The 23039-nt window shown below is 41.1% G+C and carries 19 protein-coding genes; 4 read left to right on the top strand and 15 right to left on the bottom strand.

The features are described 5' to 3' along the window. The first annotated feature begins 109 nt into the window (after positions 1 to 109). On the top strand, positions 110 to 1300 hold the full coding sequence (locus ADG81_RS01985; RefSeq protein ID WP_049550747.1) for a ferredoxin reductase family protein: 1191 nt from the start codon (positions 110 to 112) through the stop codon (positions 1298 to 1300). Positions 1301 to 1395: 95 nt separating this feature from the next. Here ADG81_RS01985 and ADG81_RS01980 read toward each other — a convergent pair whose 3' ends face one another. From ADG81_RS01980 to ADG81_RS01920, 13 genes are all read right to left on the bottom strand, one after another. Continuing rightward, positions 1396 to 2526 (bottom strand): ABC transporter ATP-binding protein, encoded by a 1131-nt coding sequence (locus ADG81_RS01980; RefSeq protein ID WP_049550746.1) that lies wholly within the window; start codon positions 2524 to 2526, stop codon positions 1396 to 1398. Between the two features lie 112 nt (positions 2527 to 2638). Further along, positions 2639 to 3508: a helix-turn-helix domain-containing protein gene (locus ADG81_RS01975; protein WP_049550745.1), complete on the bottom strand. Its 870-nt coding sequence runs from the start codon at positions 3506 to 3508 to the stop codon at positions 2639 to 2641. 3 nt (positions 3509 to 3511) lie between these two features. After that, positions 3512 to 3898 (bottom strand): Mini-ribonuclease 3, encoded by a 387-nt coding sequence (locus ADG81_RS01970; RefSeq protein ID WP_000567927.1) that lies wholly within the window; start codon positions 3896 to 3898, stop codon positions 3512 to 3514. Next, positions 3891 to 5234 carry a cysteine--tRNA ligase gene (cysS, locus tag ADG81_RS01965; RefSeq protein WP_049550761.1) on the bottom strand — a complete coding sequence of 448 codons (1344 nt, stop codon included), beginning with the start codon at positions 5232 to 5234 and terminating at the stop codon, positions 3891 to 3893. The genes ADG81_RS01970 and cysS overlap by 8 nt, the downstream gene beginning before the upstream one ends. 82 nt (positions 5235 to 5316) lie before the next feature. Further along, positions 5317 to 6201: a GNAT family N-acetyltransferase gene (locus ADG81_RS01960; protein ID WP_049550744.1), complete on the bottom strand. Its 885-nt coding sequence runs from the start codon at positions 6199 to 6201 to the stop codon at positions 5317 to 5319. An 11-nt stretch (positions 6202 to 6212) separates the two neighbouring features. Further along, the gene (gene cysE / locus ADG81_RS01955) at positions 6213 to 6830 is read right to left on the bottom strand and encodes a serine O-acetyltransferase (RefSeq protein ID WP_049550743.1); all 618 of its coding nucleotides are present in this window, start codon (positions 6828 to 6830) and stop codon (positions 6213 to 6215) included. A gap of 15 nt (positions 6831 to 6845) precedes the next feature. After that, on the bottom strand, positions 6846 to 9059 hold the full coding sequence (gene pnp, locus ADG81_RS01950; RefSeq protein WP_049550742.1) for a polyribonucleotide nucleotidyltransferase: 2214 nt from the start codon (positions 9057 to 9059) through the stop codon (positions 6846 to 6848). Between the two features lie 648 nt (positions 9060 to 9707). Continuing rightward, on the bottom strand, positions 9708 to 10574 hold the full coding sequence (metF, locus tag ADG81_RS01945; RefSeq protein WP_049550760.1) for a methylenetetrahydrofolate reductase [NAD(P)H]: 867 nt from the start codon (positions 10572 to 10574) through the stop codon (positions 9708 to 9710). A 61-nt stretch (positions 10575 to 10635) separates the two neighbouring features. Continuing rightward, positions 10636 to 12885, bottom strand: a complete 2250-nt coding sequence (gene metE, locus ADG81_RS01940; RefSeq protein ID WP_049511043.1) for a 5-methyltetrahydropteroyltriglutamate--homocysteine S-methyltransferase — start codon at positions 12883 to 12885, stop codon at positions 10636 to 10638. A 244-nt stretch (positions 12886 to 13129) separates the two neighbouring features. Next, positions 13130 to 13492, bottom strand: a complete 363-nt coding sequence (locus tag ADG81_RS01935; protein ID WP_001241801.1) for a TIGR02328 family protein — start codon at positions 13490 to 13492, stop codon at positions 13130 to 13132. Next, entirely contained in the window at positions 13476 to 13877 is a 402-nt protein-coding gene (locus tag ADG81_RS01930) for a YbgA family protein (RefSeq protein ID WP_004241188.1), read from the bottom strand. Before ADG81_RS01930 ends, ADG81_RS01935 begins: the two co-directional genes overlap by 17 nt. A 54-nt stretch (positions 13878 to 13931) precedes the next feature. Next, positions 13932 to 15677, bottom strand: coding sequence for a DUF2075 domain-containing protein (locus ADG81_RS01925; RefSeq protein ID WP_049550741.1), 1746 nt, complete (start codon positions 15675 to 15677; stop codon positions 13932 to 13934). Beyond that, positions 15677 to 16012: a nucleotide pyrophosphohydrolase gene (locus tag ADG81_RS01920; protein WP_049550740.1), complete on the bottom strand. Its 336-nt coding sequence runs from the start codon at positions 16010 to 16012 to the stop codon at positions 15677 to 15679. Before ADG81_RS01920 ends, ADG81_RS01925 begins: the two co-directional genes overlap by 1 nt. Before the next feature lie 182 nt (positions 16013 to 16194). Here ADG81_RS01920 and ADG81_RS01915 point away from each other — a divergent pair, with 182 nt between their 5' ends. After that, positions 16195 to 16812: a TVP38/TMEM64 family protein gene (locus tag ADG81_RS01915; RefSeq protein WP_000076171.1), complete on the top strand. Its 618-nt coding sequence runs from the start codon at positions 16195 to 16197 to the stop codon at positions 16810 to 16812. A gap of 319 nt (positions 16813 to 17131) precedes the next feature. Here ADG81_RS01915 and scrK read toward each other — a convergent pair whose 3' ends face one another. Together scrK and ADG81_RS01900 are read right to left on the bottom strand one after the other, a co-directional pair. Then, positions 17132 to 18019 carry a fructokinase ScrK gene (gene scrK / locus ADG81_RS01910; RefSeq protein ID WP_000164311.1) on the bottom strand — a complete coding sequence of 296 codons (888 nt, stop codon included), beginning with the start codon at positions 18017 to 18019 and terminating at the stop codon, positions 17132 to 17134. 302 nt (positions 18020 to 18321) lie between these two features. After that, positions 18322 to 20208 carry a sucrose-specific PTS transporter subunit IIBC gene (locus ADG81_RS01900; protein WP_049550739.1) on the bottom strand — a complete coding sequence of 629 codons (1887 nt, stop codon included), beginning with the start codon at positions 20206 to 20208 and terminating at the stop codon, positions 18322 to 18324. A 379-nt stretch (positions 20209 to 20587) separates the two neighbouring features. On the opposite strand from ADG81_RS01900, the gene ADG81_RS01895 reads away from it, so the two are divergent. Together ADG81_RS01895 and ADG81_RS01890 are read left to right on the top strand one after the other, a co-directional pair. Next, on the top strand, positions 20588 to 22042 hold the full coding sequence (locus ADG81_RS01895) for a sucrose-6-phosphate hydrolase (RefSeq protein ID WP_049550738.1): 1455 nt from the start codon (positions 20588 to 20590) through the stop codon (positions 22040 to 22042). Continuing rightward, entirely contained in the window at positions 22023 to 22988 is a 966-nt protein-coding gene (locus ADG81_RS01890; RefSeq protein ID WP_000226009.1) for a LacI family DNA-binding transcriptional regulator, read from the top strand. Before ADG81_RS01895 ends, ADG81_RS01890 begins: the two co-directional genes overlap by 20 nt. Positions 22989 to 23039 lie beyond the last annotated feature (51 nt).

Here is a 23039-nt window from a genome sequence, read left to right as displayed (position 1 = left end):
GATGAGAACAGAGATTCACACACCTAGATTTGACACCATACTTTTTCTATGATAAAATGTAACAAATTTGTTTACAACAAATCGAAAGCTAAATGAAATGGAATTTTCTATGAAATCACTCAAAGGACTACTCTTTATCATAGCTAGTCTTGTCTTGACTATTTTGACTTGGATGAACACTTCTCCCCAATTCATGATTCCAGGACTAGCTTTAACAAGCCTATCTCTGACTTTTATCCTAGCCACTCGTCTCCCAATACTAGAAAACTGGTTTCACGGTTTGGAGAAGGTCTACACCGTCCACAAATTCACAGCCTTTCTATCCATCATCCTACTAATCTTTCATAACTTTAGTATGGGCGGTTTGTGGGGATCTCGTTTAGCTGCTCAGTTTGGAAATCTTGCCATCTATATCTTTGTCAGCATCATCCTTGTCGCCTATTTAGGCAAATACATCCAATACGAAGCTTGGCGATGGATTCACCGCCTGGTTTACCTAGCTTATATTTTCGGACTCTTTCATGTCTACATGATGATGGGCAATCGTCTCCTTACATTTAATCTTCTAAGTTTTCTTGTTGGTAGCTATGCCCTTTTAGGCTTACTAGCTGGTTTTTATATCATTTTTCTATATCAAAAGATTGGCTTCCCCTATCTAGGGAAAATTACCAATCTCAAACACTTAAATCACGATACTAGAGAAATTCAAATCCATCTTAGCAGACCTTTCAACTATCAAGCAGGACAATTTGCCTTCCTAAAGATTTTCCAAGAAGGCTTTGAAAGCGCTCCGCATCCCTTTTCTATCTCAGGAGGTCATGATCAAACTCTTTACTTTACTGTTAAAAATTCAGGTGACCATACCAAGAATATCTATGACAATCTTCAAGTCGGCAGCAAAGTAACACTTGACAGAGCTTACGGGCACATGATTATAGAAGAAGGACGAGAAAATCAGGTTTGGATTGCTGGAGGTATTGGGATTACCCCCTTCATCTCTTACATCCGTGAACATCCTATTTTAGATAAACAAGTTCACTTCTACTATAGCTTCCGTGGAGAGGAAAATGCAGTTTATCTAGATTTGCTCCGTGACTATGCTCAGAAAAATCCTAATTTTAAACTCCATCTAGTAGACAGTAGGAAAGACGGCTATATTAATTTCGATCAAGAAAAAGTACCCGAACAGGCAAGCGTCTATATGTGTGGTCCTCTTTCTATGATGAAGTCACTCTCCAAACAGATTAAGAAACAAAATCCAAAAGTAGAGCTTATTTATGAAGGATTCAAGTTCAAATAATTACTCATACTCTCCTGGAATGTCCCAGGAGTTTTTTCTACTCAACCGCAAAAAACACTGCCAGATTTCTAGCAGTGTTTTGAGTTTCATTTATCTTAGTAAACTGTTCTTTCAGTTTCTACATCGAAGAAGTGGGCTTTGTTCAAGTCAAATCCAAGCTCAACTGTTGCACCTGTTTGCAAGTAGTCACGAGCATCCACTTTGGCAACAAATTCGTCTTTACCAACTTGGCAGTAAAGGTGAGATTCTGAACCAAGCAATTCTGATACTGAGATAGTAGCTTTTACAACTGATTCTGGGAATGTTTCAAGGAAAGCAGGTTCTGCATTCACGTCTTCTGGACGAATACCGAAGATCAATTCTTTACCTTCGTAGCCTTTTTCACGAAGAACTTTCAAAGCACCTTCTGGAACTTTCAAACGGAAACCGTCAGAAACAATTTCGCTTCCAACCAATTTCACATTGATGAAGTTCATAGCTGGGCTTCCGATGAATCCTGCTACGAATTTGTTAACTGGGTTTTTGTAAACTTCTTGAGGAGTACCGATTTGTTCTACACGTCCAATAGTACCTGTACCAGCAGGGTTCTTAGTTGCTGACATGATAACGATACGGTCTGCAAGTGTCATCGCTTCTGTTTGGTCGTGAGTTACGTAGATAGTTGTAGCTCCGATACGACGGTGGATTTTAGCGATTTCAGCACGCATTGATACACGAAGTTTGGCATCCAAGTTTGACAAAGGCTCGTCCATCAAGAACACTTTTGCATCACGGACGATGGCACGACCCATGGCAACACGTTGACGTTGACCACCTGAAAGGTCAGCTGGTTTACGATCCAAGAATTCTTTCAAACCAAGGATTGCTGCTGCTTCTTGCACACGTTTGTCAATGTCTTCCTTGCTGTATTTACGCAATTTCAAACCGAAAGCCATGTTGTCATAAACAGTCATGTGTGGGTAAAGAGCGTAGTTTTGGAATACCATGGCAATGTCACGGTCTTTTGGAGCTACGTCGTTGACAACCACGCCATCGATAGATGCAGTACCTTCTGTAATGTCTTCAAGACCAGCAATCATACGAAGAGTTGTTGACTTACCACATCCTGAAGGACCTACGAAAACGATAAATTCTTTGTCTTTGATGTCCAAGTTGAAGTCTTCAACTGAATAGTGTTCGCTGTTTGGATATTTTTTGTAAATATTTTTAAGATTCAATTCTACCATGAGGTGAACTCCTTTTGTCTTTTGATAGTTTTATTATAGATGAAAACGCTTTATATTTCTATGGCAAGGTGACCAAAAAAATAAAAAAGTTCTGTGCAACTTGCACAAAACTTTATAAAATATCTGGTAAAATCAATTGATAACACAGGGTCAGGTCAGTCAATTCCTTCAACTGTAGCCCTGTCAATTCTTCCCACTTATCAATCTTGTATTGGAGAGAATTGCGGTGCAGATAGAGTTGCTGGGCTGTTTTAGTGAGAACAGCACTATTTTCCCAAAGGGAGAGAACAATCTCCTGAATCTGGTCTTGATCCAAGATCATCTGGTGCAAGCATTCCTTGATTGCCTTCAAGTCCACAAGTCTTTCTCCCATACTCCAAAGATAGAGCTGAGAAAAAGTATGAACACCTTGGTGACCCTGACGCCACCAAGTCTTGAACAACTCGCGCTCAGCTTTGATTAAGTCTGATAGGGCTTGATTTCTCGTCTGAGACCAAACCTGGCCCAACATGATAGACAGACGAAGTCCAAAGTCATACTCTACCGCTTCAATCGTATCACTTAAAATAGCTCGTACAGAGGTGTATTTATCTTGCTGAAGCACGAAAACATAATCCTGAGCTCCGACCTGAAGCACTGTCTGACAGTTAGGAAATAGAGTCCGCATCATATCCAGCCAAGAAGCTAGATTTTCCTGATGAAAATAGGAAAGATGACAATAGGCCAACTGAATCTTTTTAAAAGTTTGTGGTGTCTGTCCCTTCCCCTCAATCAAAAAAGAATACCAAGGATTGAGCGAACGAGCCTGCTCCTGCTGGGTCAAAAGTGAAATCAACTGCTTTTCACGCTCGCTGAGCCCAGCTTCCTCCAGCAAAATCCACTGTTGAGAAGCTAAAGGAAGAGTGAGATAACCCTCTTTCTCTACTGGTTGGTCTGAAATCTGAGCTTCAGGAAACCATTCTTGTATTTCTTTTGCCATCATGTCCTAGCCCTCCACTTTTTGGATGCACCACGAAATCAAGCTCTCAAGACGTTCCAGATTTTCAGTCATATGGAGATAACCCATGACTGCTTCAAAACCTGTGGACATACGGTAGGTCACCACATCGGCATTTTTAGCCTTTGTGTGACTATTGGTATTGCGACCACGTTTGTAGATTTCTTCTTCTTTTTCCGTCAGGACTTGCTCCTCTAACATAAGGGAAATCAGGCGAGCCTGAGCTTTGGCTGAGACATACTTGGTCGCTTCTTGATGGAGTTTATTGGGTTTGGTCATGCCTTTGAGGATGAGGTGACGACGAATATACATAGAATACACCGCGTCCCCCTCAAAAGCTAACGCAATCCCGTTAATGAGATTGACATCAATCACGTGTCCACCTCACTCCATCCTTGGTATCAAGGAGCTTAATCCCTTGAGCAGCCAATTGGTCACGGATCTGGTCCGCTGTCGCAAAGTCACGATTAGCACGCGCTTCTTGACGTTTTTGAATCAAGGCTTCAATCTCTGCATCCAAAACTTCCTCTACAAAGACAATACCAAAGACTTCCAACATATCCGCAAGAGCTTGCTTGACACTTGCGTCATAGTTGCCGGAATTGATCCATTTGGCCATTTCAAAGACTACTGTGATTCCATTTGCCGAGTTGAAATCCTCATCCATAGCTGCTACAAACTTGTCTTTAAAAGCTTGTAACTCTTGGGTATCCACGTTTCCTGTAAATGGTTGTTCGTAAGTGTTCTTTAGATACTTGAGATTAGTCTCTGCATCCCGCACTGCCTTTTCCGTAAAGTTGATGGGCTTGCGGTAGTGTTGAGTCGCAAAGAAGAATCGAAGCACTTGCCCGTCAAGAGTTTTGAGGGCATCGTGTACGGTGATAAAGTTCCCCAAAGACTTGGACATCTTGACATTGTCGATATTGACAAAGCCATTGTGCATCCAGTAGTTAGCAAAAGTCTTACCTGTTTTGGCTTCTGACTGGGCAATTTCATTGGTGTGATGAGGAAATTCGAGATCAGCTCCACCACCATGGATATCAATAGTATCCCCCAAAATTTCTGTCGACATGACCGAACACTCGATATGCCAGCCCGGACGACCAGGCCCCCAAGGACTGTCCCAAGAAATCTCACCTGGTTTAGCAGATTTCCATAGAGCAAAGTCTACCGGATTTTCCTTGCGAGCTGTTTCTTCATCAGTACGACCTGAAGCACCCAGCTCCAAATCTTCCAAGGTTTTATTAGCCAATTTAGCATAGTTGTGGGATTTTTCCACACGGAAATAGACATCTCCTTGGCTCTCATAAGCAAAACCTTTTTCAATCAAATCTTCCACAAAGCGGATGATGCCCTCCATAAACTCGACTACACGTGGATGGCGAGTCGCAGGTTTGACACCCAAGGCCGTCACATCCTCACGAAAGGCAGCGATGTACTTGTCCGCAACCTCCTGAGGCGTGATGCCTTCTTCCTTAGCACGGTTGATAATCTTATCATCCACATCCGTGAAATTGGAAATATAGGCAACCTCAAACCCACGGTACTCAAAATAACGACGAATGGTATCAAAAGCTACCGTCGAACGAGCATTCCCCACGTGGATATAGTTGTACACGGTTGGCCCACAGACATACATCTTAACCTTACCGTCCTCGATAGGGACAAATTCTCGCAAATCACGAGACATGGTGTCATAGATTTTAATCATAAAATAATAGTCAGGAAAGCCAAAATCCAAGAACACTTAGTTTCATCACTAAGAGTTCAATTAAATTTCAGTCCGAATATCTCTATACTTCGGAATCCCTTGCTCCTTTCTCATTCAGATAAACCACCTGGGTCTGTTTGACAAAGCCAATTTTTTCATACAAGCGCTTGGCACCTACATTGCTGTCCTCTACTGCAATCTGAAATTCCTTGTCATTTTGCTCAATTAGTTGGTTGACAAGGGATTTTGCTAAGTAGCTTCCATAGCCTTTCCCACGTTCAGGTTCCGATATTGCTAAACCGTAGAAGTAATTCGTATCGCTCGATAAATCAATCGTGCAAGTTCCAATAACCTGACCATCTTTTAACAAAATATATAAGCGACTTTCTGGATCCTTCAGAGCTTCAGCGACATATCTATCCACAATCTCTCTAGACTCATGTTCCTCTGAGAATGCCTTAAATTTTAACTGACTAATTTGATCCTGATAAGAACGATCTGCTAACAAAACTTCAAGATTGGAAACAGTTGCTAACGGATAAGGTCTTCTATCCTTACCTAACCAGGTTTCTGTATCCTCGTCTTCGACCAATCCCCAATTGATGACAAAATCAGGATAACGGTCTAGAAAAATACGTTCTGTCTGTAAAGTAACTGAACGAATAGGGAAAGAAGCCGTTTCTCTCTCAAAACTAGTAAACAATGCACGCGCAATCCCCTGACGGCGATGAGCTGGATGAACCAGTATCGTCACTTCCACATCTTGATCATCTGCATAGACAGTTAAGAGACCAACAAGTTCGCCTTTTTCATAATAAAGGAAAAAGGCGGGCATGTTTGGGTCAAAATTAAGCATGTTAGAAAGATAGGGATCACAATAGGTACCGTCATAGTTTTGGCAACAGTTAATTAGTTTTTTCGCCTCAGATAGCTCCTCTTGGCTTAACTTGTTTCTTGCTTGAATCATATAGGTATCCTCTACAACCCAGACGATCTGTGACTGGCTTCTTTGGCCTGTTCGAGTTTATTGACATAGTACTCTCGTTTTTCTTCGACTTCGTGAATGACTGGCTCATCCTTTTGTCCATGCACTCGGACAATCTTAGCTGGAATTCCGACAACCGTCACATCACTAGGTACGTCTGCTACAACAACTGCTGCAGCACCGACCTTGGCATTTTCACCGATTTCTACAGGTCCGATAACTTGAGCATGAGCGGATATGAGAGCTCCCTTTCGCACGGTCGGATGGCGTTTGCCAACATCCTTACCAGTTCCACCAAGAGTTACTCCGTGGTAAAGGAGAACACCTTTTTCAACAATCGCTGTTTCCCCAATCACCAGGCCAGATCCGTGGTCGATAAAGACACCTGATTCGATATGGGCACCTGGATGAATCTCAATCTGAGTCCAAAAGCGCCAAAACTGACTGTGCATACGAGCCAAGAGTTTGAAGCCATGCTTCCAGAGAAAATGCGAAAGACGGTGGGCCGCCAAGGCCTTGACACCTGGATAAGTCAGCAAAACCTCCAAAGTGGTGCGGGCCGCTGGATCATTTTCTTTTACGATATCAATGGTTTCGCGCCACCATCCCATACATTTCTCCTTTTCTTATTCTGAATCTTTTGGTGTTTCTGTAAATTCTTTCTTAGGTTTGTGGTCCTTGTGATGACGTGGTCGGTGAGGACGCTCAGACTTTTCACCTTTTTCATCACGTTCAGGTTTTGGAGGACGAGGAAGAAGGGCTTTCATAGAAGCATCCACACGTCCTTTTTCATCAATCTTGATAACCTTAACATCAACTTCATCCCCGATTGCTACCAAGTCTTCGACATTATTGGTACGCGTCCAAGCCATCTCAGAGATATGAACAAGGGCATCTGTCTTATCAAAGAGGTTAACAAAGGCACCAAATTTCTCGATACGAACGACTTTAGCACGGTAAACTTCATCCACTTTGGCTTCACGGACTAAACCAGCAATGATTTCTTTGGCACGGTTAATAGCATCTTGGTCGCTAGAGTAGATAGACACATTTCCTTCTTCATCGATATCAATCTTAACGCCTGTTTCAGCGATAATCTTGTCGATAGTTTCTCCACCTTTACCGATGACAATCTTAATCTTGTCCACATCAATCTTGATGGTATCAATTTTCGGAGCAGTTGGAGCCAATTCTGGACGAACTTCTGGAATGGTTGCTTCAATCACATCAAGGATTTCAAAACGCGCTTTCTTGGCTTGAGCAAGTGCTTCAGTCAAGATTTCTGCAGTGATTCCTTGAATTTTGATATCCATTTGAAGGGCTGTAATACCGTCACGAGTACCTGCAACCTTGAAGTCCATGTCTCCAAAGTGATCTTCCAAACCTTGGATATCGGTTAATACAGTGTAGTTGTTTCCATCTGAGATAAGTCCCATGGCAATACCAGCTACTGGAGCCTTGATTGGCACACCACCAGCCATAAGGGCAAGAGTTCCCGCACAGATAGAAGCTTGAGATGAAGAACCATTTGATTCCAAGACTTCTGCTACCAGACGGATAGCGTATGGGAAGTCTTCCAAACTTGGCAAGACTTGAGCAAGAGCACGCTCACCAAGAGCACCGTGACCGATTTCACGACGACCTGGTGCACCGTAACGACCTGTTTCCCCTACAGAGTATTGTGGGAAGTTATAGTGGTGCATAAAGCGTTTCTTGTACTCTGGGTCCAAACCATCGATGATTTGAGTTTCCCCCATTGGAGCCAAGGTCAAAACTGAAAGGGCTTGAGTTTGCCCACGAGTAAAGAGACCTGAACCGTGCACACGAGGAAGGAAGTCGACAACCGCATCCAAAGGACGAATTTCATCGACCTTACGACCATCAGGACGAACCTTGTCTTCTGTGATCAAACGACGCACTTCAGCGTGTTCCATTTGTTCCAAAATTTCAGCCACATCACGCATGATACGGTCAAATTCTTCGTGGTTCGCATATTTTTCTTCGTAAACAGCAGTTACTTGGTCTTTGACTGCTTGAGTTGCAGCTTCACGAGCCAATTTTTCTTCTACTTGAACCGCTTTTTGAAGGTCGCTGTTGTAGGCTGCGATGATTTCAGCCTGCAAGTCAGCGTCAACATGAAGCAATTCCACTTCTGCTTTTTCCTTACCAACTGCGGCAACGATTTCTTCTTGGAAGGCAATCAATTCTTTAACTGCTTCGTGCCCTTTAAGAAGGGCTTCCAACATGATTTCTTCTGACAATTCTTTAGCACCAGATTCTACCATGTTGATGGCGTGTTTGGTACCAGCTACTGTCAATTCAAGGAGAGATTGCTCTGCTTGTTCTTGACTTGGATTGATGATGATTTGACCATCTACATAACCCACCTGTACCCCAGCAATTGGACCGTCAAATGGAATATCTGAAATGGAAAGTGCCAAGGATGAACCAAACATAGCAGCCATTGGTGCAGAAGCATTTTCATCATAAGAAAGCACGGTGTTGATGACTTGGACTTCGTTACGGAAACCTTCCGCAAACATAGGACGGATTGGACGGTCAATCAAACGCGCTGTCAATGTCGCATCCGTTGAAGGACGCCCTTCACGTTTCATAAAGCCACCAGGAAACTTCCCAGCCGCATACATTTTTTCTTCATAGTTGACTTGAAGTGGGAAGAAATCCCCAGTTGCCATCTTCTTAGACATAACGGCAGCAGTCAAGACAGTTGACTCACCATAACGTACAACAACAGAGCCATTTGCTTGCTTAGCAACCTGACCAGTCTCTACAATTAACTCACGACCCGCAAAAGTCGTTTGAAACACTTGTTTTGTCATTTTAATCCCCTTTGGATTGATGAAATTATACGCCTTGCCTACAAAAATCAAGATACTAAGCCGTAAAGCAACTCAAAGGAAAATAGGAAATCGAACGACGGAGCGACTGCTCCTAGGTAGATTTATCTTTTTCCACAGAGTTGTAGGCGTGTTCAGTTACACAAGATACCAAGGACGTCAAAAGCAAAGTAAAAATAGGAAACTGACGAAGTCTTCGATGAAGACAAGACAGTTTATCTTTTTTACACAGCTTTTCGGCCGGGTTCAATTACACAAGATAGCATTCGATTGACGCAGTGTACCATGTACACCAGGAAATCTATCTTTTTCACTAGGGATTTAGCCCGGGTTCAATTACTCAAGATACAAATCATCAGAAAGGTTTGAGACTAAAGCATCTAAACCTTTCACGCTAATCGCTATCAGGCAATTAGCTAAATGCTTTACTAACTCTCTCGTCAAATGATATCGATTTGACTCGCTCATATCGCTAAACCTTGCAGTTTAAATGCATTCTATTATTTAATACCCTCATCTTTGTATCAAGTACGTACAGAGTCTATTTTATCATATTTTTCTTAAAAAGTGCGGCCTTTACCATTAAAAAGGAACCATTCCCCTCACCTGAGAAGAATGGTTTGCTTTTTATTATCCTAGAGACTGGTGATTAAACAAGGCATGGGTTGCTTGGTGGATATATTTTGCTGTTTCAGCATTGTTCATAGTGTAGAGATGCACACCGGCAACATCCTGAGTTACCAAGTCCACGATTTGGTCCACTGCATAGGCAAGTCCTGCTGCTCTGAGCGACTCAGGGTCATGCTCATACTTGTCTAAGATGGCTTTAAATTTGCGTGGAAGATGGATATTCTCACAAGTCTTCAAGAGGCGGAGAGCCTGATTTCGATTCAGAATTGGCATAATCCCTGCATGAATGGGAACATCAATCCCAGCCAAGATGCACTTGTCTTGGAAATCATAGAAGCGCTCATTATCAAAGAAAAGCTGAGTTACAAGGCTCGAACAGCCTGCATCCACTTTCTTCTTAAGATTTTGAATATCTGAAATCTGATTTGGTGAATCTGGATGACCTTCTGGATAACAAGCACCAACAATATCAAAGTGAGGGGCTTGTTCCTTGATGAACTCGATCAAGTCCGTTGCATAACGGAAATCCTTTTGAGGTTCCACACCTGGAATAATATCCCCACGAAGAGCCAAGATTTTCTGCACCCCAACCTTGTCCAAGTCAGCAATGGTTTCAGCCACCTTGTCCTTGGTCAAATAGATAGCTGGCAAGTGAGCAATAGTCGGAATCGCCAAATCATTTTGGATAAAGTCAGCCAAACGAACCGTCGTTTCCTTGATATTAAATTTATTATTGCTGGCAGTTACACTAATAAAGTGAGGGGCCAACTCCTGCATATCTTGAAGAGCAGAAATAATGTTATCATTACCCACTGCTGGGTTTGGAGGGAACACTTCAAATGAGAGTGACGGTGTTTGGCGTGACATAGTCATTATCCTTTTCTTTTTGATTTCATTTTGAACAACCGTTGTAGGGAGAAATCTAATCTTACAATTTCTCACGCGCAGCTTTAGCTGCTTCAACAAGGCGGATCAAGCTTTCTTTTGTTTCTGGAATACCACGTGTTTTCAAACCACAGTCAGGGTTGATCCAAACTTTCTTGCTTGGCACTTTAGCAAGGATGGCTTCGATTGTATTGTCGATTTCGCCTTCATTTGGCACACGAGGTGAGTGGATATCGTAAACCCCAGGTCCCACTTCTGTTTGGAAGTTTTTCGCTTTGAGTTCGTCCAAGATTTCAAGGTTTGAACGGCTAGCTTCAAAGGAAATAACATCTGCATCCATGTTGTCGATAGCTGGGATGATATCTGTAAATTCTGAGTAACACATGTGAGTGTGGATTTGTGTGTCTGGCGCTACTGTTGAATGTACCAAGCGGAAGGCAGGAATTGCCCAGTCAAGGTAGTCTTCGTACCAGTCGCTACGACGAAGTGGCAATTTTTCACGAAGAGCAGCCTCGTCGATTTGGATGATTTTCACACCAGCAGCTTCAAGGTCAAGCACTTCATCCTTGATAGCAAGGGCGATTTGAAGAGTAGAATCCTTGATAGAGATGTCTTCACGAGGGAATGACCAGTTAAGAATTGTAACAGGTCCAGTCAACATGCCTTTAACAGGTTTGTTTGTACGGCTTTGTGCATAGCTAGACCATTTAACAGTGATAGGGTTGAGACGAGTAACATCACCCCAGATGATTGGTGGTTTCACCCCACGCATACCGTATGATTGAACCCAACCATTTTTAGAGAAGAGGTAACCTGACAAGTTTTGACCGAAGTACTCAACCATGTCATTACGCTCAAATTCACCGTGAACAAGGACATCAAAGTCGATATCTTCTTGCCATTTGATCCATTCATCGATCGTTTCAGCAAGGAAAGCGTCGTACTCTTCTTGAGACAATTCACCTTTACGGTAAGCCAAACGCTTCGCACGAACTTCTTTTGTTTGAGGGAATGAACCGATAGTTGTTGTTGGAAGAGCTGGAAGTTTGAAAGCTTCTTCTTGGATAGCTTCACGTTCTGCAAAGGCTGGCAAACGAGTGTAGTCTGCGTCTGTCAAGCCAGCGATACGCGCACGAAGTTCAGCATTTTCACCAACACGCTCAGTCGCAAAGAGTTCTTTGTTGGCTGCAAGTGCTTCTTCACCTTGACCATTGCGGATAGCATCCAAATCACGGATTTCATCCAATTTTTCAACTGCAAAGGCAAAGTGGTTCAAGATTGCTGGTTCAAATTCTTCATTAGCTGTTGTAAATGGCACATGAAGAAGTGAGCATGAGCTTGTCAAGACAATGTTTTCAGCTGGAATTTGCTCAAGCACAGCCAAGCTCTTTTCGTAGTTGTTACGCCAGATGTTCTTACCATTGACAATACCTGCATAAAGAGTCTTGTCAGCTGGGAAACCACCTTTAACCAATTCAAGAGTTTTCTTACCTTCAACGAAATCAAGACCGATAGCATCTACTGGCAATTTCACAAGGTCAGCGTAAACGTCACGAACGTCTCCGAAGTAAGTTTGAAGCAAGACTTCAAGACCTTTTTTGTCAGCCAAAAGTTTGTTGTAGAGGTTCAAGAAGAGAGCTTTTTCTTCAGCTGTCAAATCTTTGACAAGAGCAGCTTCATCCAATTGGATGCGAGTCGCACCAAGTTCAGCCAATTTTGCAAAAACTTCTTGGTAAGCAGCAACTAAGCTGTCTACGAAATCTTCTGCTTTCACGCCTTCTTCAAAGTCTGACAATTGAAGGAAAGTGAATGGACCTACAAGAACTGGGCGAGTGTTCAATCCAAGTTCTTTTGCTTCTTGGAACTCATCGAAGATTTTGTGACCAGCCAATTTTACTTGAGTGTCTTTTTCAAACTTAGGAACGATGTAGTGGTAGTTGGTGTTGAACCACTTCTTCATTGGAAGAGCACGAACATCCCCTTTTTCTCCTTGGTAACCACGACCCAAAGCGAAGTAGCGCTCAAGGTCAGATAAGTCCAAGTTTTGAACTGAAGCAGGTACCACGTTGAAAAGGAAAGCTGCATCTAGGAAGTTGTCATAGTGAGAAAAGTCATTTGATGGAATTTCAGTGATGCCTTTTTCTTTGACAATGTTCCAGTGTTTAGCACGCAAATCTTTTGCGGCTGCCAAGAGTTCTTCTTCTGAGATTTCTTTTCTAAAGTATTTTTCAGTTGTAAATTTTAATTCGCGGAATTCGCCCAAACGAGGGAAACCGATGATTGTAGTTGACATGATGTGTCCTCCAAAATTTGTTGTTGAAACTATCTTAACAGAAAAGAATGCGTCTGTATAATTGTAAAAAATTAGGCTTTGATATAGTTTGAAACTATATCTCTGTTTTAGACAAAAGAAAAAGACTTGAGACACATGCCTCAAATCCTTTGTGTAGCTTGTTTTATAGCTGTATTTTAGTTAGACTGGTAAAACGTGTTATTAGTAATTCTTATAAGTGACTATGGCTTGTTATTAGAAAAGACTATAGGTTGATCCCCTTCTCTCGGAGATTGTCCAGACACTCCTCATAGTAGGCATCGTCATGTTCGCTGTATATAGGACTGGTCAACTTTTCCTCTGCTAAATCTTCATAGATAGGGCAAGTCTTGCCACGGTAGTTCTTGTCCATCCACTCTGGACTGACCTTATAGCCTCGGTTAGCCATCTCCTCCATGATTAAGCGATGATAGGCATAGAGACGATAGGGCGAGTGAGTAAAGACATAGTCCACTGTCGCATGCTTTCTGCCCCAGCCATTGCCACGCAGGGCGCAACACTCTCGATGTTGCCCCAAGAGTTGAGGACGGGGAAGTTGTGAAATCAAAGCCTCATGCCAAAGTCTCATGACAATCTCCTTTCAGTAAAGTCGAATGTTGCAAGTAGGTATTGGGATAGCGATCAAGCAAGTCTCGAGTCTTAGTGATCAAGTCTTCCTTAGAAACCTGACCAAAGCGGTAGCGATCAAGCAAGAGCATGTAGTCCTTGCGCTCATCATCTGTCGCTTTCTTTTTAAAATAGCCCCAAATATGCTGAAAAGCATTGCAAACCTGACCCCTGTGTTCTGGAATCTGACAGGCACGGTCAATCATCTCTTGAACCATACTCACCTCCACCTCTTCATTCTTGAGATACTGACGAATCTCATTGTAAATATTGCTAGAATGACTCAAAACGAGGTATTTGTTTCTCGCCCAGAGTTGCTGGCAAAGGGCACGTTGGTTGTTATTCATAATTGACATTATACTATGTTTGGATTCAGAAATATCTATTCCTACCTTATAATCTTATAAAATTGCCTTTTTTAAAGCCGCTTGAAGTTCTTCATCTACTGCGTATATATACAGTCCATTTACTCCTCTTGTTAGTAAAACATTTAATTCATTTTTTAAAAGATCTACACCAAAGTTTCTCATTTCACCATTGTCAAGTTTTCTATTTTGGACTGCACCTTTATTTTTACTAGCAGAAATATCGAACTTAACTTCTCCATTTCTATATTTGACTGATGGACCAATAATGACTCCAGCGTAATTCAAATCAAAACCTTGAACAGTAAAAGTTGAACCTACTTCATTAATTGTTTGTGGTTGTTCAATCCAAGACAGTTTAGAGTCTTTTTTATCCCTATGTAATTCTCTATTCCAAGGACACGACCAGTCGTCTATTTCCACACACCAATAGTCTTTATCTATTGGTTTAGATTGACTACTATAATCCCAATCATAGGTTGCTATTAACCTAGAAATTCCTAAGTGTTGATTCTTATCTTTTAATTTAATAGCATCTTGTAATTCCTTGGGAGAATTAAATATTTGGATATCATAGTTCTTGTCTTCTTTTAATTTGGTAATTTCTCTGTTATCAATAATATTTCTAATCCAACTAATTGTAGATTCACTAGCTTTTATACGCATTTGATTGTTTAGTTCTATTAAATTGCCAGATTGTTTTGCATGATGTTGTAAAGTTAAAAATGAATCATCGACCCAGATTTGGGACTTATTCATTATTTGATTATCATCGTAAACTAGAACGACTACTTTAGATTTTGAAAGAATATCCTTTAAATGATTGCCACCTTGATAAGCTTGGTTTTTTGCTGTCAAAAGTAAGTGCCCTTCATCAATAACGACTATACCAGCATCTACATCTTGTTTTTTCAGTGCATTTAGAAACTGGGTTGGTTTCATAGTAACATCAAGATTTAACCCACTTTTCCACTCAAGCTTTTTCTCAATTTCTTTATAGACACTTAATTGGTCGTCATGATTGACAACTAGATTTATAGTATTATTTTCTCTTATAAATTCTGTATCATCAGAATTCAATAAATCATCTATTAAAGAACTCATCAGTACCGTTTTCCCAGCACCAGCTTCTCCTTTAACCAAGATTAAAGTTCCAAATTCATTCTTACTAAGAGCTGAAGTAATTTTAAAAATGATTTCATTTTTAGCTTTTATTTGCTCAGTGGTTAATTTATGAAAAGGCGAGGATTTGAAAATAGCAGAATTTCTAACAATACTTTCAGCAGGAAATAGAAATTGATTTTTTTTATTTAACGAACGCCAAATTTTTGAAAAAATTGAATCTAACTCATCGGATGTATAATATTCATTTTGAGGATTTCCTCTTCTATTTTGTACCCTGGTTACATTATCTACACTTGATAAATATAACATTAAGCGATTTTCTATATCTAGAGTTAACGACTTATTAAAATGATTGTGACCAATTACAAACACCTTCGTTGTCGAAGATGTTGCAAAATCTCTCCAATCATCTCTATTTTCTTTTTTTATATCGTCAATTAAGTGTTGACTTGTTCGCCGAATTATATCAGTTGTTTCTCCTATGTACACACTAAATCGATTCTTTTTCTCATCGTTAACAATATAAACTACCGGATAATCAAATAAAAATTTTAAATCATTTTTATTTTCATTAAATTTAAGTTGGTTTTTAAGTTTCACCAACGAGTTACTGGTATAATCTATTTCTCTAACAATTGGACTTTGTATTTTTACCATTATTTCTCCAACTCAGTGTATTTTTTGTTATTACCTTTGCTCAAGTTAACTGGATATTTCATATTGTTAGAGATAAGTTTATCCTCAATAATCTTATCTACATCAAGTTGTAAATTATCAGCTAACATAAAACTATAAATTAAAACATCTGCCAACTCTTCAGCAATTTTATCTAATGAATGGCTGACAACTTCATCTGGCTGTTTCCATTGGAACAATTCTAAAAGTTCACTAGCTTCCAATGAAATAGATATAGCTAAATCTTTTTCATTATGAAATTTTCTCCAATCCCGATCATCTCTAAATTTATTAATTTTATCTATTGTTGACTTCATTTATTTTCTCCGATATAAATTTACTTATACACATTATATCATGAAACCCGTTCTTAACTTTTATAATTAGAATAAAATTAGGTTTAAATCCTTGAACTTCACTCTAATCCAAACACAATCCATTCCCCCTTTCTCCTCCAAAATATGGTATAGTAGAGTTATACTATCTATGAGGAGTTTACATGTCACAGGATAAACAAATGAAAGCAGTTTCTCCCCTTTTACAGCAAGTTATCAATATCTCATCGATTGTAGGTGGAGTTGGGAGTTTGCTTTTCTGTATTTGGGCTTATCAGGCTGGGATTTTACAGTCTAAAGAAACCCTCTCTGCCTTTATCCAGCAGGCAGGTATCTGGGGGCCACCTCTCTTTATCTTTTTACAGATTTTACAAACGGTCGTCCCTATCATCCCAGGGGCCTTGACCTCGGTGGCTGGAGTCTTTATATACGGGCACATCATCGGGACTATCTACAACTATATCGGCATCGTGATTGGCTGTGCCATTATCTTTTATCTGGTGCGCCTCTATGGGGCTGCCTTTGTCCAGTCCGTCGTCAGCAAGCGCACCTATGACAAGTATATCGGCTGGTTGGATAAGGGCAATCGTTTTGACCGTTTCTTTATCTTTATGATGATTTGGCCCATTAGTCCAGCTGACTTTCTCTGTATGCTGGCTGCCCTGACCAAGATGAGCTTCAAGCGCTATATGACTATCATCATTCTGACCAAGCCCTTTACCCTCGTGGTTTATACCTACGGTCTGACCTATATTATTGACTTTTTCTGGCAAATGCTTTGACATGTAAAAAATCCGATTGGGAAACCAAACGGATTTTTAGAGCGTAGATTGACTATAGCTTGATACTTAATATACTTTGGTATAGAAATCATTCCTATTTTTCGATAGTGAGGCGAGGACTCACCTAGCCTTTCCGCCGTGATAGAAACACCTGAAATCTAATGGTTTCAGGTGTTCGGAAACTTTGAGACATTAGGCTCAAAGTTTAGGTATGGAATTTCGAAGAAAGTCGCTACCGTCCGTAATCACTTAAGGAAAGGCTCAAAAATATTGTTTTCAACTACAAAATCCGTTTGGTTTCCCAAGCGGATTTTGTGATTTATTTTGAAACTTCTTTTGCAAGGACAAAGTTTCCAAGAGTAGCAGAACCATTTCCTGCGACTGCTGGAGTGACGATGTATTCACGCACATCTGGAACTGGTAGGTAGCCATTAAGAAGAGATGTAAATTTCTCACGGACACGGTCCAGCATGTGTTGTTGAGCCATGACCCCTCCACCAAAGACAATCACGTCTGGACGGAAAGTCACTGTCGCATTAACCGCAGCTTGAGCGATATAGTAGGCTTGAACATCCCAAACAGGGTTATTGAGTTCAATATTTTCCCCACGTACACCTGTACGAGCTTCCAAACTTGGACCAGCTGCATAGCCTTCCAGACATCCCTTATGGAAAGGACAAACACCCTTAAACTCTTTTTCAATATCCATTGGGTGTCTAGCAACATAATAATGACCCATTTCAGGGTGACCCACACCACCGATAAACTCACCACGTTGGATAACACCTGCACCGATACCTGTACCGATTGTGTAGTAAACCAAGTTTTCGATACGGCCACCAGCATTGTTACGGGCAACCACTTCACCATAAGCAGAGCTGTTTACGTCTGTAGTGAAGTACATTGGCACGTTGAGGGCGCGACGAAGGGCACCAAGCAAGTCCACATTTGCCCAGTTTGGTTTTGGAGTCGTCGTGATAAAGCCATAAGTTTTTGAGTTTTTATCAATATCAATCGGACCAAATGAACCAACTGCAAGACCAGCAAGGTTATCGAATTTTGAGAAGAACTCGATGGTTTTATCGATTGTTTCGATTGGAGTTGTCGTTGGAAATTGTGTTTTTTCTACAACGTTAAAGTTTTCATCACCGACAGCACAGACAAACTTTGTACCGCCCGCTTCCAAGCTTCCATATAATTTTGTCATGATAAACCTCTTGTTTTTATTTTCTTTATTATAGCATATTTCGAAAGTCTAAATTTCTCTATTTTTTAGATTTTCCTCTGTAAATCTTACCATTCAAGCAAAAACGAACAAACATGTCATTTGTTCGTTTTCATTGTGAGAGGGAATATTGTACTCAATGAAAATCAAAGAGCAAACTAGGAAGCTAGCCGAAGGTTGCTCAAAGCAATGCTTTGAGGTTGTAGATAAGACTGACAAAGTCAGTTACATATATCTACGGCAAGGCGAAGCTGACATGGTTTGAATTTGATTTTCGAAGAGTATTAGATTTTCACTTCGATCACAGCATCCCCCTTAGCAACTGAACCTGTTGCGACTGGAGCTACTGAAGCGTAGTCAGCTGTATTTGTAACGATAACCATTGTTGTATCATCAAGTCCAGCTGCAGCGATTTTGTTTGAGTCGAATGTTCCAAGAACATCGCCAGCTTTAACCTTATCACCTTGAGCAACTTTTGCTTCAAAACCGTCACCGTTCATTGTTACAGTGTCGATACCAACGTGGATCAAGACTTCAGCACCATCAGTTGTTTTCAAACCAAAAGCGTGTCCTGTTGGAAAGGCAATTGAAACTTCAGCATCAGCTGGTGCATATACCACACCTTGACTTGGTTTCACAGCGATACCTTGTCCCATAGCTCCACTTGAGAAGACTGGGTCATTGACATCAGCAAGAGCGACAACATCACCAACGATAGGAGTTACAAGTGTTTCATTTTGAAGAGCTGCTGGAATGTTACCAGTTGTTTCTTCTTGGACCAAACGTTCTGTATCTACTTCAGTAGCAACTTCTTTTTCATCCTCATAACCAAACATGTAAGTAAGAGCAAAACCAAGTGCAAATGATACAGCTACCATAAGAAGGTATAGTGGAAGTTGTCCATTACCTGCATAAAGCATTGTACCAGGGATGATAGTGATACCACTACCAGTACCAGCAAGTCCAAGGATTGAAGCCAATCCACCACCGATTGCACCAGCAATCAATGAAAGGAAGAATGGTTTACGGAAACGCAAGTTCACCCCGAAGATAGCAGGCTCTGTAATACCGAGGAAGGCAGAAAGAGCAGCTGGGAAAGCAAGTGTTTTCAGTTTTGGATTTTTAGTTTTAACACCAACCGCAACAGTCGCAGCACCTTGGGCTGTCATAGCCGCAGTGATGATCGCGTTGAATGGATTAGCATGGTCAGCAGCAAGCAATTGCACTTCAAGCAAGTTGAAGATGTGGTGCACACCTGACACGACAATCAATTGGTGAACCCCACCAATCAAGAAACCACCAAGACCAAATGGCAAGCCAAGAATTGCTTTTGTACCAATAAGGATGTAGTTTTCAACAACGTGGAAGACTGGTCCGATAACAAAGAGCCCAAGGATAGACATGACCAAAAGTGTCACGAATGGTGTTACCAAGAGGTCAATGACATCTGGAACAACCTTGCGGACAGCTTTTTCAAATTTAGCTCCGACAACCCCGATGATGAAGGCTGGAAGAACAGAACCTTGCAAACCAACAACAGGGATGAAACCAAAGAAGTACATAGCTGTTACTTCACCACCTGAAGCGACTGCCCAAGCGTTTGGAAGTGAGCCAGAAACAAGCATCATACCAAGAACGATACCAACGGCAGGATTTCCACCAAATACACGGAAGGTTGACCACACAACCAAACCTGGCAAGATGATAAAGGCTGTATCTGTCAAGATTTGAGTGTAAGTTGTCACATCAGCTGGAAGTGTCATTCCAAGAGCAGTCAAGAGACCACGCACACCCATGAAGAGACCTGTCGCTACGATAACTGGGATGATTGGAACGAAAACGTCACCGAAAGTACGGATAGCACGTTGGAACCAGTTCCCTTGTTTAGCAGCTTCTGCTTTCATGTCATCTTTAGATGATGTTGGCAAACCAAGTGCAACAACTTCATCGTACATTTTGTTAACTGTACCTGTACCAAAGATGATTTGGTATTGACCTGAGTTAAAGAAAGCACCTTGAACTTTTTCCAAGTTCTCAATCACTTCTTTATTGATTTTTCCTTCATCTTTGACCATGACACGAAGACGAGTCGCACAGTGGGCAACACTGTTGACATTTTCACGTCCGCCCAAGGCATCGATGACTTTTTTTGCAATTTCCTGATTATTCATTTGCAAAAATCTCCTTATATAAAATTTTGTTCTTGTTTGAAAGCGATTTTATCCGCCCTACGACTATTATTTTATCATGTTTTAGAAATATGTCAAGCGTTTTGCAGAAAAAATATTCTATCCACTTAGTAAGCATGCTTTAGATTGATTGATTTTGACTGTTTTATCAGGTATTCCTTGAAAAAATAAGTTTAAAATCTTATTTAAAAGGGTTTTGTTTCATTCTCTTTCATATTTTCGTGAAAAGTTGATTGATTTCCTGCATTTATTTTGTGATAAACGTTTGACAGTTTTTTCTCTTTTTTAACATAAAAGGCTTGCTTTTTTTTCCGAAAACGGTTACTATTAAAAGTGATAAGATTTTTGGAGGAATGAATGAATGGAATGGACAACTGAGCGTCGTTACAGACTTTATCAAGATTGGACGCAAGAAGAAATTCAACATATAAAAGAAAATATGGCACAATCTCCATGGCATACTCATTACCATGTTGAGCCAAAAACAGGACTTCTCAATGACCCCAATGGCTTTTCTTACTTTGATGGCAAGTGGATCCTCTTTTACCAGAATTTTCCTTTTGGTGCAGCCCACGGTTTGAAATCTTGGGCACAGCTAGAAAGTGATGATTTGATTCACTTTAGAGAAACTGGAATCAAAGTTTTACCAGATACTCCATTAGATAGCCATGGTGCCTACTCTGGTTCTGCCATGCAGTTTGGCGATAACTTGTTCCTATTTTATACAGGAAATGTTCGTGATGAAAACTGGATCCGTCACCCATACCAGATTGGGGCTTTGATGGACAAGGATGGCAAGATTACAAAGATTGACAAGATTTTGATTGACCAACCAGCAGACTCTACTGACCACTTCCGCGACCCGCAAATTTTTAACTTTAAGGGGCAATATTATGCTATCGTTGGTGGACAGGACTTGAAGAAAAAAGGCTTCGTCCGTCTCTACAAGGCTGTTGACAACGACTACACAAACTGGCAAGCTGTTGGCGATCTTGACTTTGCTAACGACCGTACTGCCTACATGATGGAATGCCCAAATCTGGTCTTTGTAGAGGAACAACCTGTCCTTCTCTACTGCCCACAAGGATTGGATAAGAAGGTTCTAGACTACGATAATATCTTTCCAAATATGTATAAGATTGGGGCTTCCTTTGACCCTGAAAATGCTAAAATGGTAGATGTATCTCAACTTCAAAACATGGACTATGGTTTCGAAGCCTATGCAACTCAAGCCTTCAACGCTCCTGATGGACGTGCTCTAGCTGTTAGCTGGCTTGGCTTGCCAGATGTTTCTTACCCTTCTGACCGTTTTGACCACCAAGGAACCTTCTCTTTGGTCAAGGAACTCACTATCAAAGACGGCAAACTCTACCAATACCCAGTCGCAGCTATCAAGGACCTTCGTGCTTCTGAAGAAGTCTTCTCAAATCGTGCTCAAACCAAGAACACTTACGAACTTGAACTCAACTTGGAAGCTAATAGCCAGAGCGAGATTGTCTTACTGGCTGATAAAGAAGGCAAGGGACTTTCCATCAACTTTGACCTTGTAAATGGTCAAGTGACAGTAGATCGTAGCCAGGCTGGTGAACAGTATGCCCAAGAATTTGGAACTACACGTTCTTGCCCTATCGAGAATCAGGCTACTACTGCTACAATCTTCATCGATAACTCTGTCTTTGAAATTTTCATCAATAAAGGAGAAAAAGTATTTTCTGGTCGTGTCTTCCCACATGCGGACCAAAATGGGATCCTGATTAAATCTGGAAACCCAACTGGAACTTACTATGAATTAGATTATGGTCGCAAAACTAACTGATGTCGCCAAACTTGCAGGCGTCAGCCCTACTACCGTTTCTCGGGTTATCAATAAGAAAGGTTATCTCTCTGAAAAAACCATTCAAAAGGTCAATGAAGCCATGCGGGAATTGGGCTATAAACCCAACAACCTGGCTCGTAGTTTGCAAGGAAAATCAGCTAAGTTAATCGGTTTGATTTTCCCCAATATTTCCAACGTTTTCTATGCAGAATTGATTGATAAGCTGGAACACCAACTCTTCAAAAATGGTTACAAGACCATCATCTGCAACAGCGAGCACGATTCCGAGAAAGAACGCGAATACATCGAAATGTTGGAAGCCAATCAGGTGGACGGCATCATTTCGGGTAGTCACAACTTGGGCATCGAAGATTACAATCGCGTGACAGCACCGATTATTTCCTTTGACCGAAATCTGTCACCAGACATTCCTGTCGTCTCCTCTGATAACTATGCTGGTGGGGTTCTTGCCGCCCAGACCTTAGTTAAGACAGGCGCCCAGTCTATCATTATGATTACAGGGAATGACAATTCCAATTCGCCAACTGGGCTACGCCACGCTGGTTTTGCATCCGTACTCCCAAAAGCTCCTATTATCAATGTTTCCAGTGACTTTTCTCCCGTCAGAAAAGAAATGGAAATCAAGAATATTTTGACTCGACAAAAGCCAGATGCCATCTTTGCTTCAGATGACTTAACAGCTATTCTGGTCATTAAAATTGCTCAAGAACTGGGCATTTCTGTCCCTGAAGAGCTTAAAGTCATCGGCTATGATGGGACTTACTTTATCGAGAATTACTATCCTCAATTGGCTACTATCAAGCAACCTCTGGAAGAAATTGCCTGCCTCACTGTTGACCTCCTCTTGCAGAAGATTGAAGGCAAGGAAGTCGCCACAACAGGTTACTTCTTACCAGTTACTCTATTACCTGGAAAAAGTATTTAATACTCAATGAAAATCAAAGAGCAAACTAGGAAGCTAGCCGCAGGCTGTACT

Origin of the sequence: Streptococcus pseudopneumoniae (assembly GCF_001070815.1) — a bacterium.
Classification (GTDB): Bacteria; Bacillota; Bacilli; order Lactobacillales; family Streptococcaceae; genus Streptococcus; species Streptococcus pseudopneumoniae_P.
This window is presented reverse-complemented; position numbering and strand designations above follow the sequence as displayed.

What these genes read in the sequence shown, in the direction of transcription:
- ADG81_RS01985 (WP_049550747.1), top strand. Translation starts at nt 110, where the DNA reads ATGAAATCACTCAAAGGACTACTCTTTATCATAGCTAGTCTTGTCTTG.
- ADG81_RS01980 (WP_049550746.1), bottom strand. Translation starts at nt 2,526, where the DNA reads ATGGTAGAATTGAATCTTAAAAATATTTACAAAAAATATCCAAACAGC.
- ADG81_RS01975 (WP_049550745.1), bottom strand. Translation starts at nt 3,508, where the DNA reads ATGATGGCAAAAGAAATACAAGAATGGTTTCCTGAAGCTCAGATTTCA.
- cysS (WP_049550761.1), bottom strand. Translation starts at nt 5,234, where the DNA reads ATGATTAAAATCTATGACACCATGTCTCGTGATTTGCGAGAATTTGTC.
- ADG81_RS01960 (WP_049550744.1), bottom strand. Translation starts at nt 6,201, where the DNA reads ATGATTCAAGCAAGAAACAAGTTAAGCCAAGAGGAGCTATCTGAGGCG.
- cysE (WP_049550743.1), bottom strand. Translation starts at nt 6,830, where the DNA reads ATGGGATGGTGGCGCGAAACCATTGATATCGTAAAAGAAAATGATCCA.
- pnp (WP_049550742.1), bottom strand. Translation starts at nt 9,059, where the DNA reads ATGACAAAACAAGTGTTTCAAACGACTTTTGCGGGTCGTGAGTTAATT.
- metF (WP_049550760.1), bottom strand. Translation starts at nt 10,574, where the DNA reads ATGTCACGCCAAACACCGTCACTCTCATTTGAAGTGTTCCCTCCAAAC.
- metE (WP_049511043.1), bottom strand. Translation starts at nt 12,885, where the DNA reads ATGTCAACTACAATCATCGGTTTCCCTCGTTTGGGCGAATTCCGCGAA.
- ADG81_RS01935 (WP_001241801.1), bottom strand. Translation starts at nt 13,492, where the DNA reads ATGAGACTTTGGCATGAGGCTTTGATTTCACAACTTCCCCGTCCTCAA.
- ADG81_RS01930 (WP_004241188.1), bottom strand. Translation starts at nt 13,877, where the DNA reads ATGAATAACAACCAACGTGCCCTTTGCCAGCAACTCTGGGCGAGAAAC.
- ADG81_RS01925 (WP_049550741.1), bottom strand. Translation starts at nt 15,677, where the DNA reads ATGGTAAAAATACAAAGTCCAATTGTTAGAGAAATAGATTATACCAGT.
- ADG81_RS01920 (WP_049550740.1), bottom strand. Translation starts at nt 16,012, where the DNA reads ATGAAGTCAACAATAGATAAAATTAATAAATTTAGAGATGATCGGGAT.
- ADG81_RS01915 (WP_000076171.1), top strand. Translation starts at nt 16,195, where the DNA reads ATGTCACAGGATAAACAAATGAAAGCAGTTTCTCCCCTTTTACAGCAA.
- scrK (WP_000164311.1), bottom strand. Translation starts at nt 18,019, where the DNA reads ATGACAAAATTATATGGAAGCTTGGAAGCGGGCGGTACAAAGTTTGTC.
- ADG81_RS01900 (WP_049550739.1), bottom strand. Translation starts at nt 20,208, where the DNA reads ATGAATAATCAGGAAATTGCAAAAAAAGTCATCGATGCCTTGGGCGGA.
- ADG81_RS01895 (WP_049550738.1), top strand. Translation starts at nt 20,588, where the DNA reads ATGGAATGGACAACTGAGCGTCGTTACAGACTTTATCAAGATTGGACG.
- ADG81_RS01890 (WP_000226009.1), top strand. Translation starts at nt 22,023, where the DNA reads ATGGTCGCAAAACTAACTGATGTCGCCAAACTTGCAGGCGTCAGCCCT.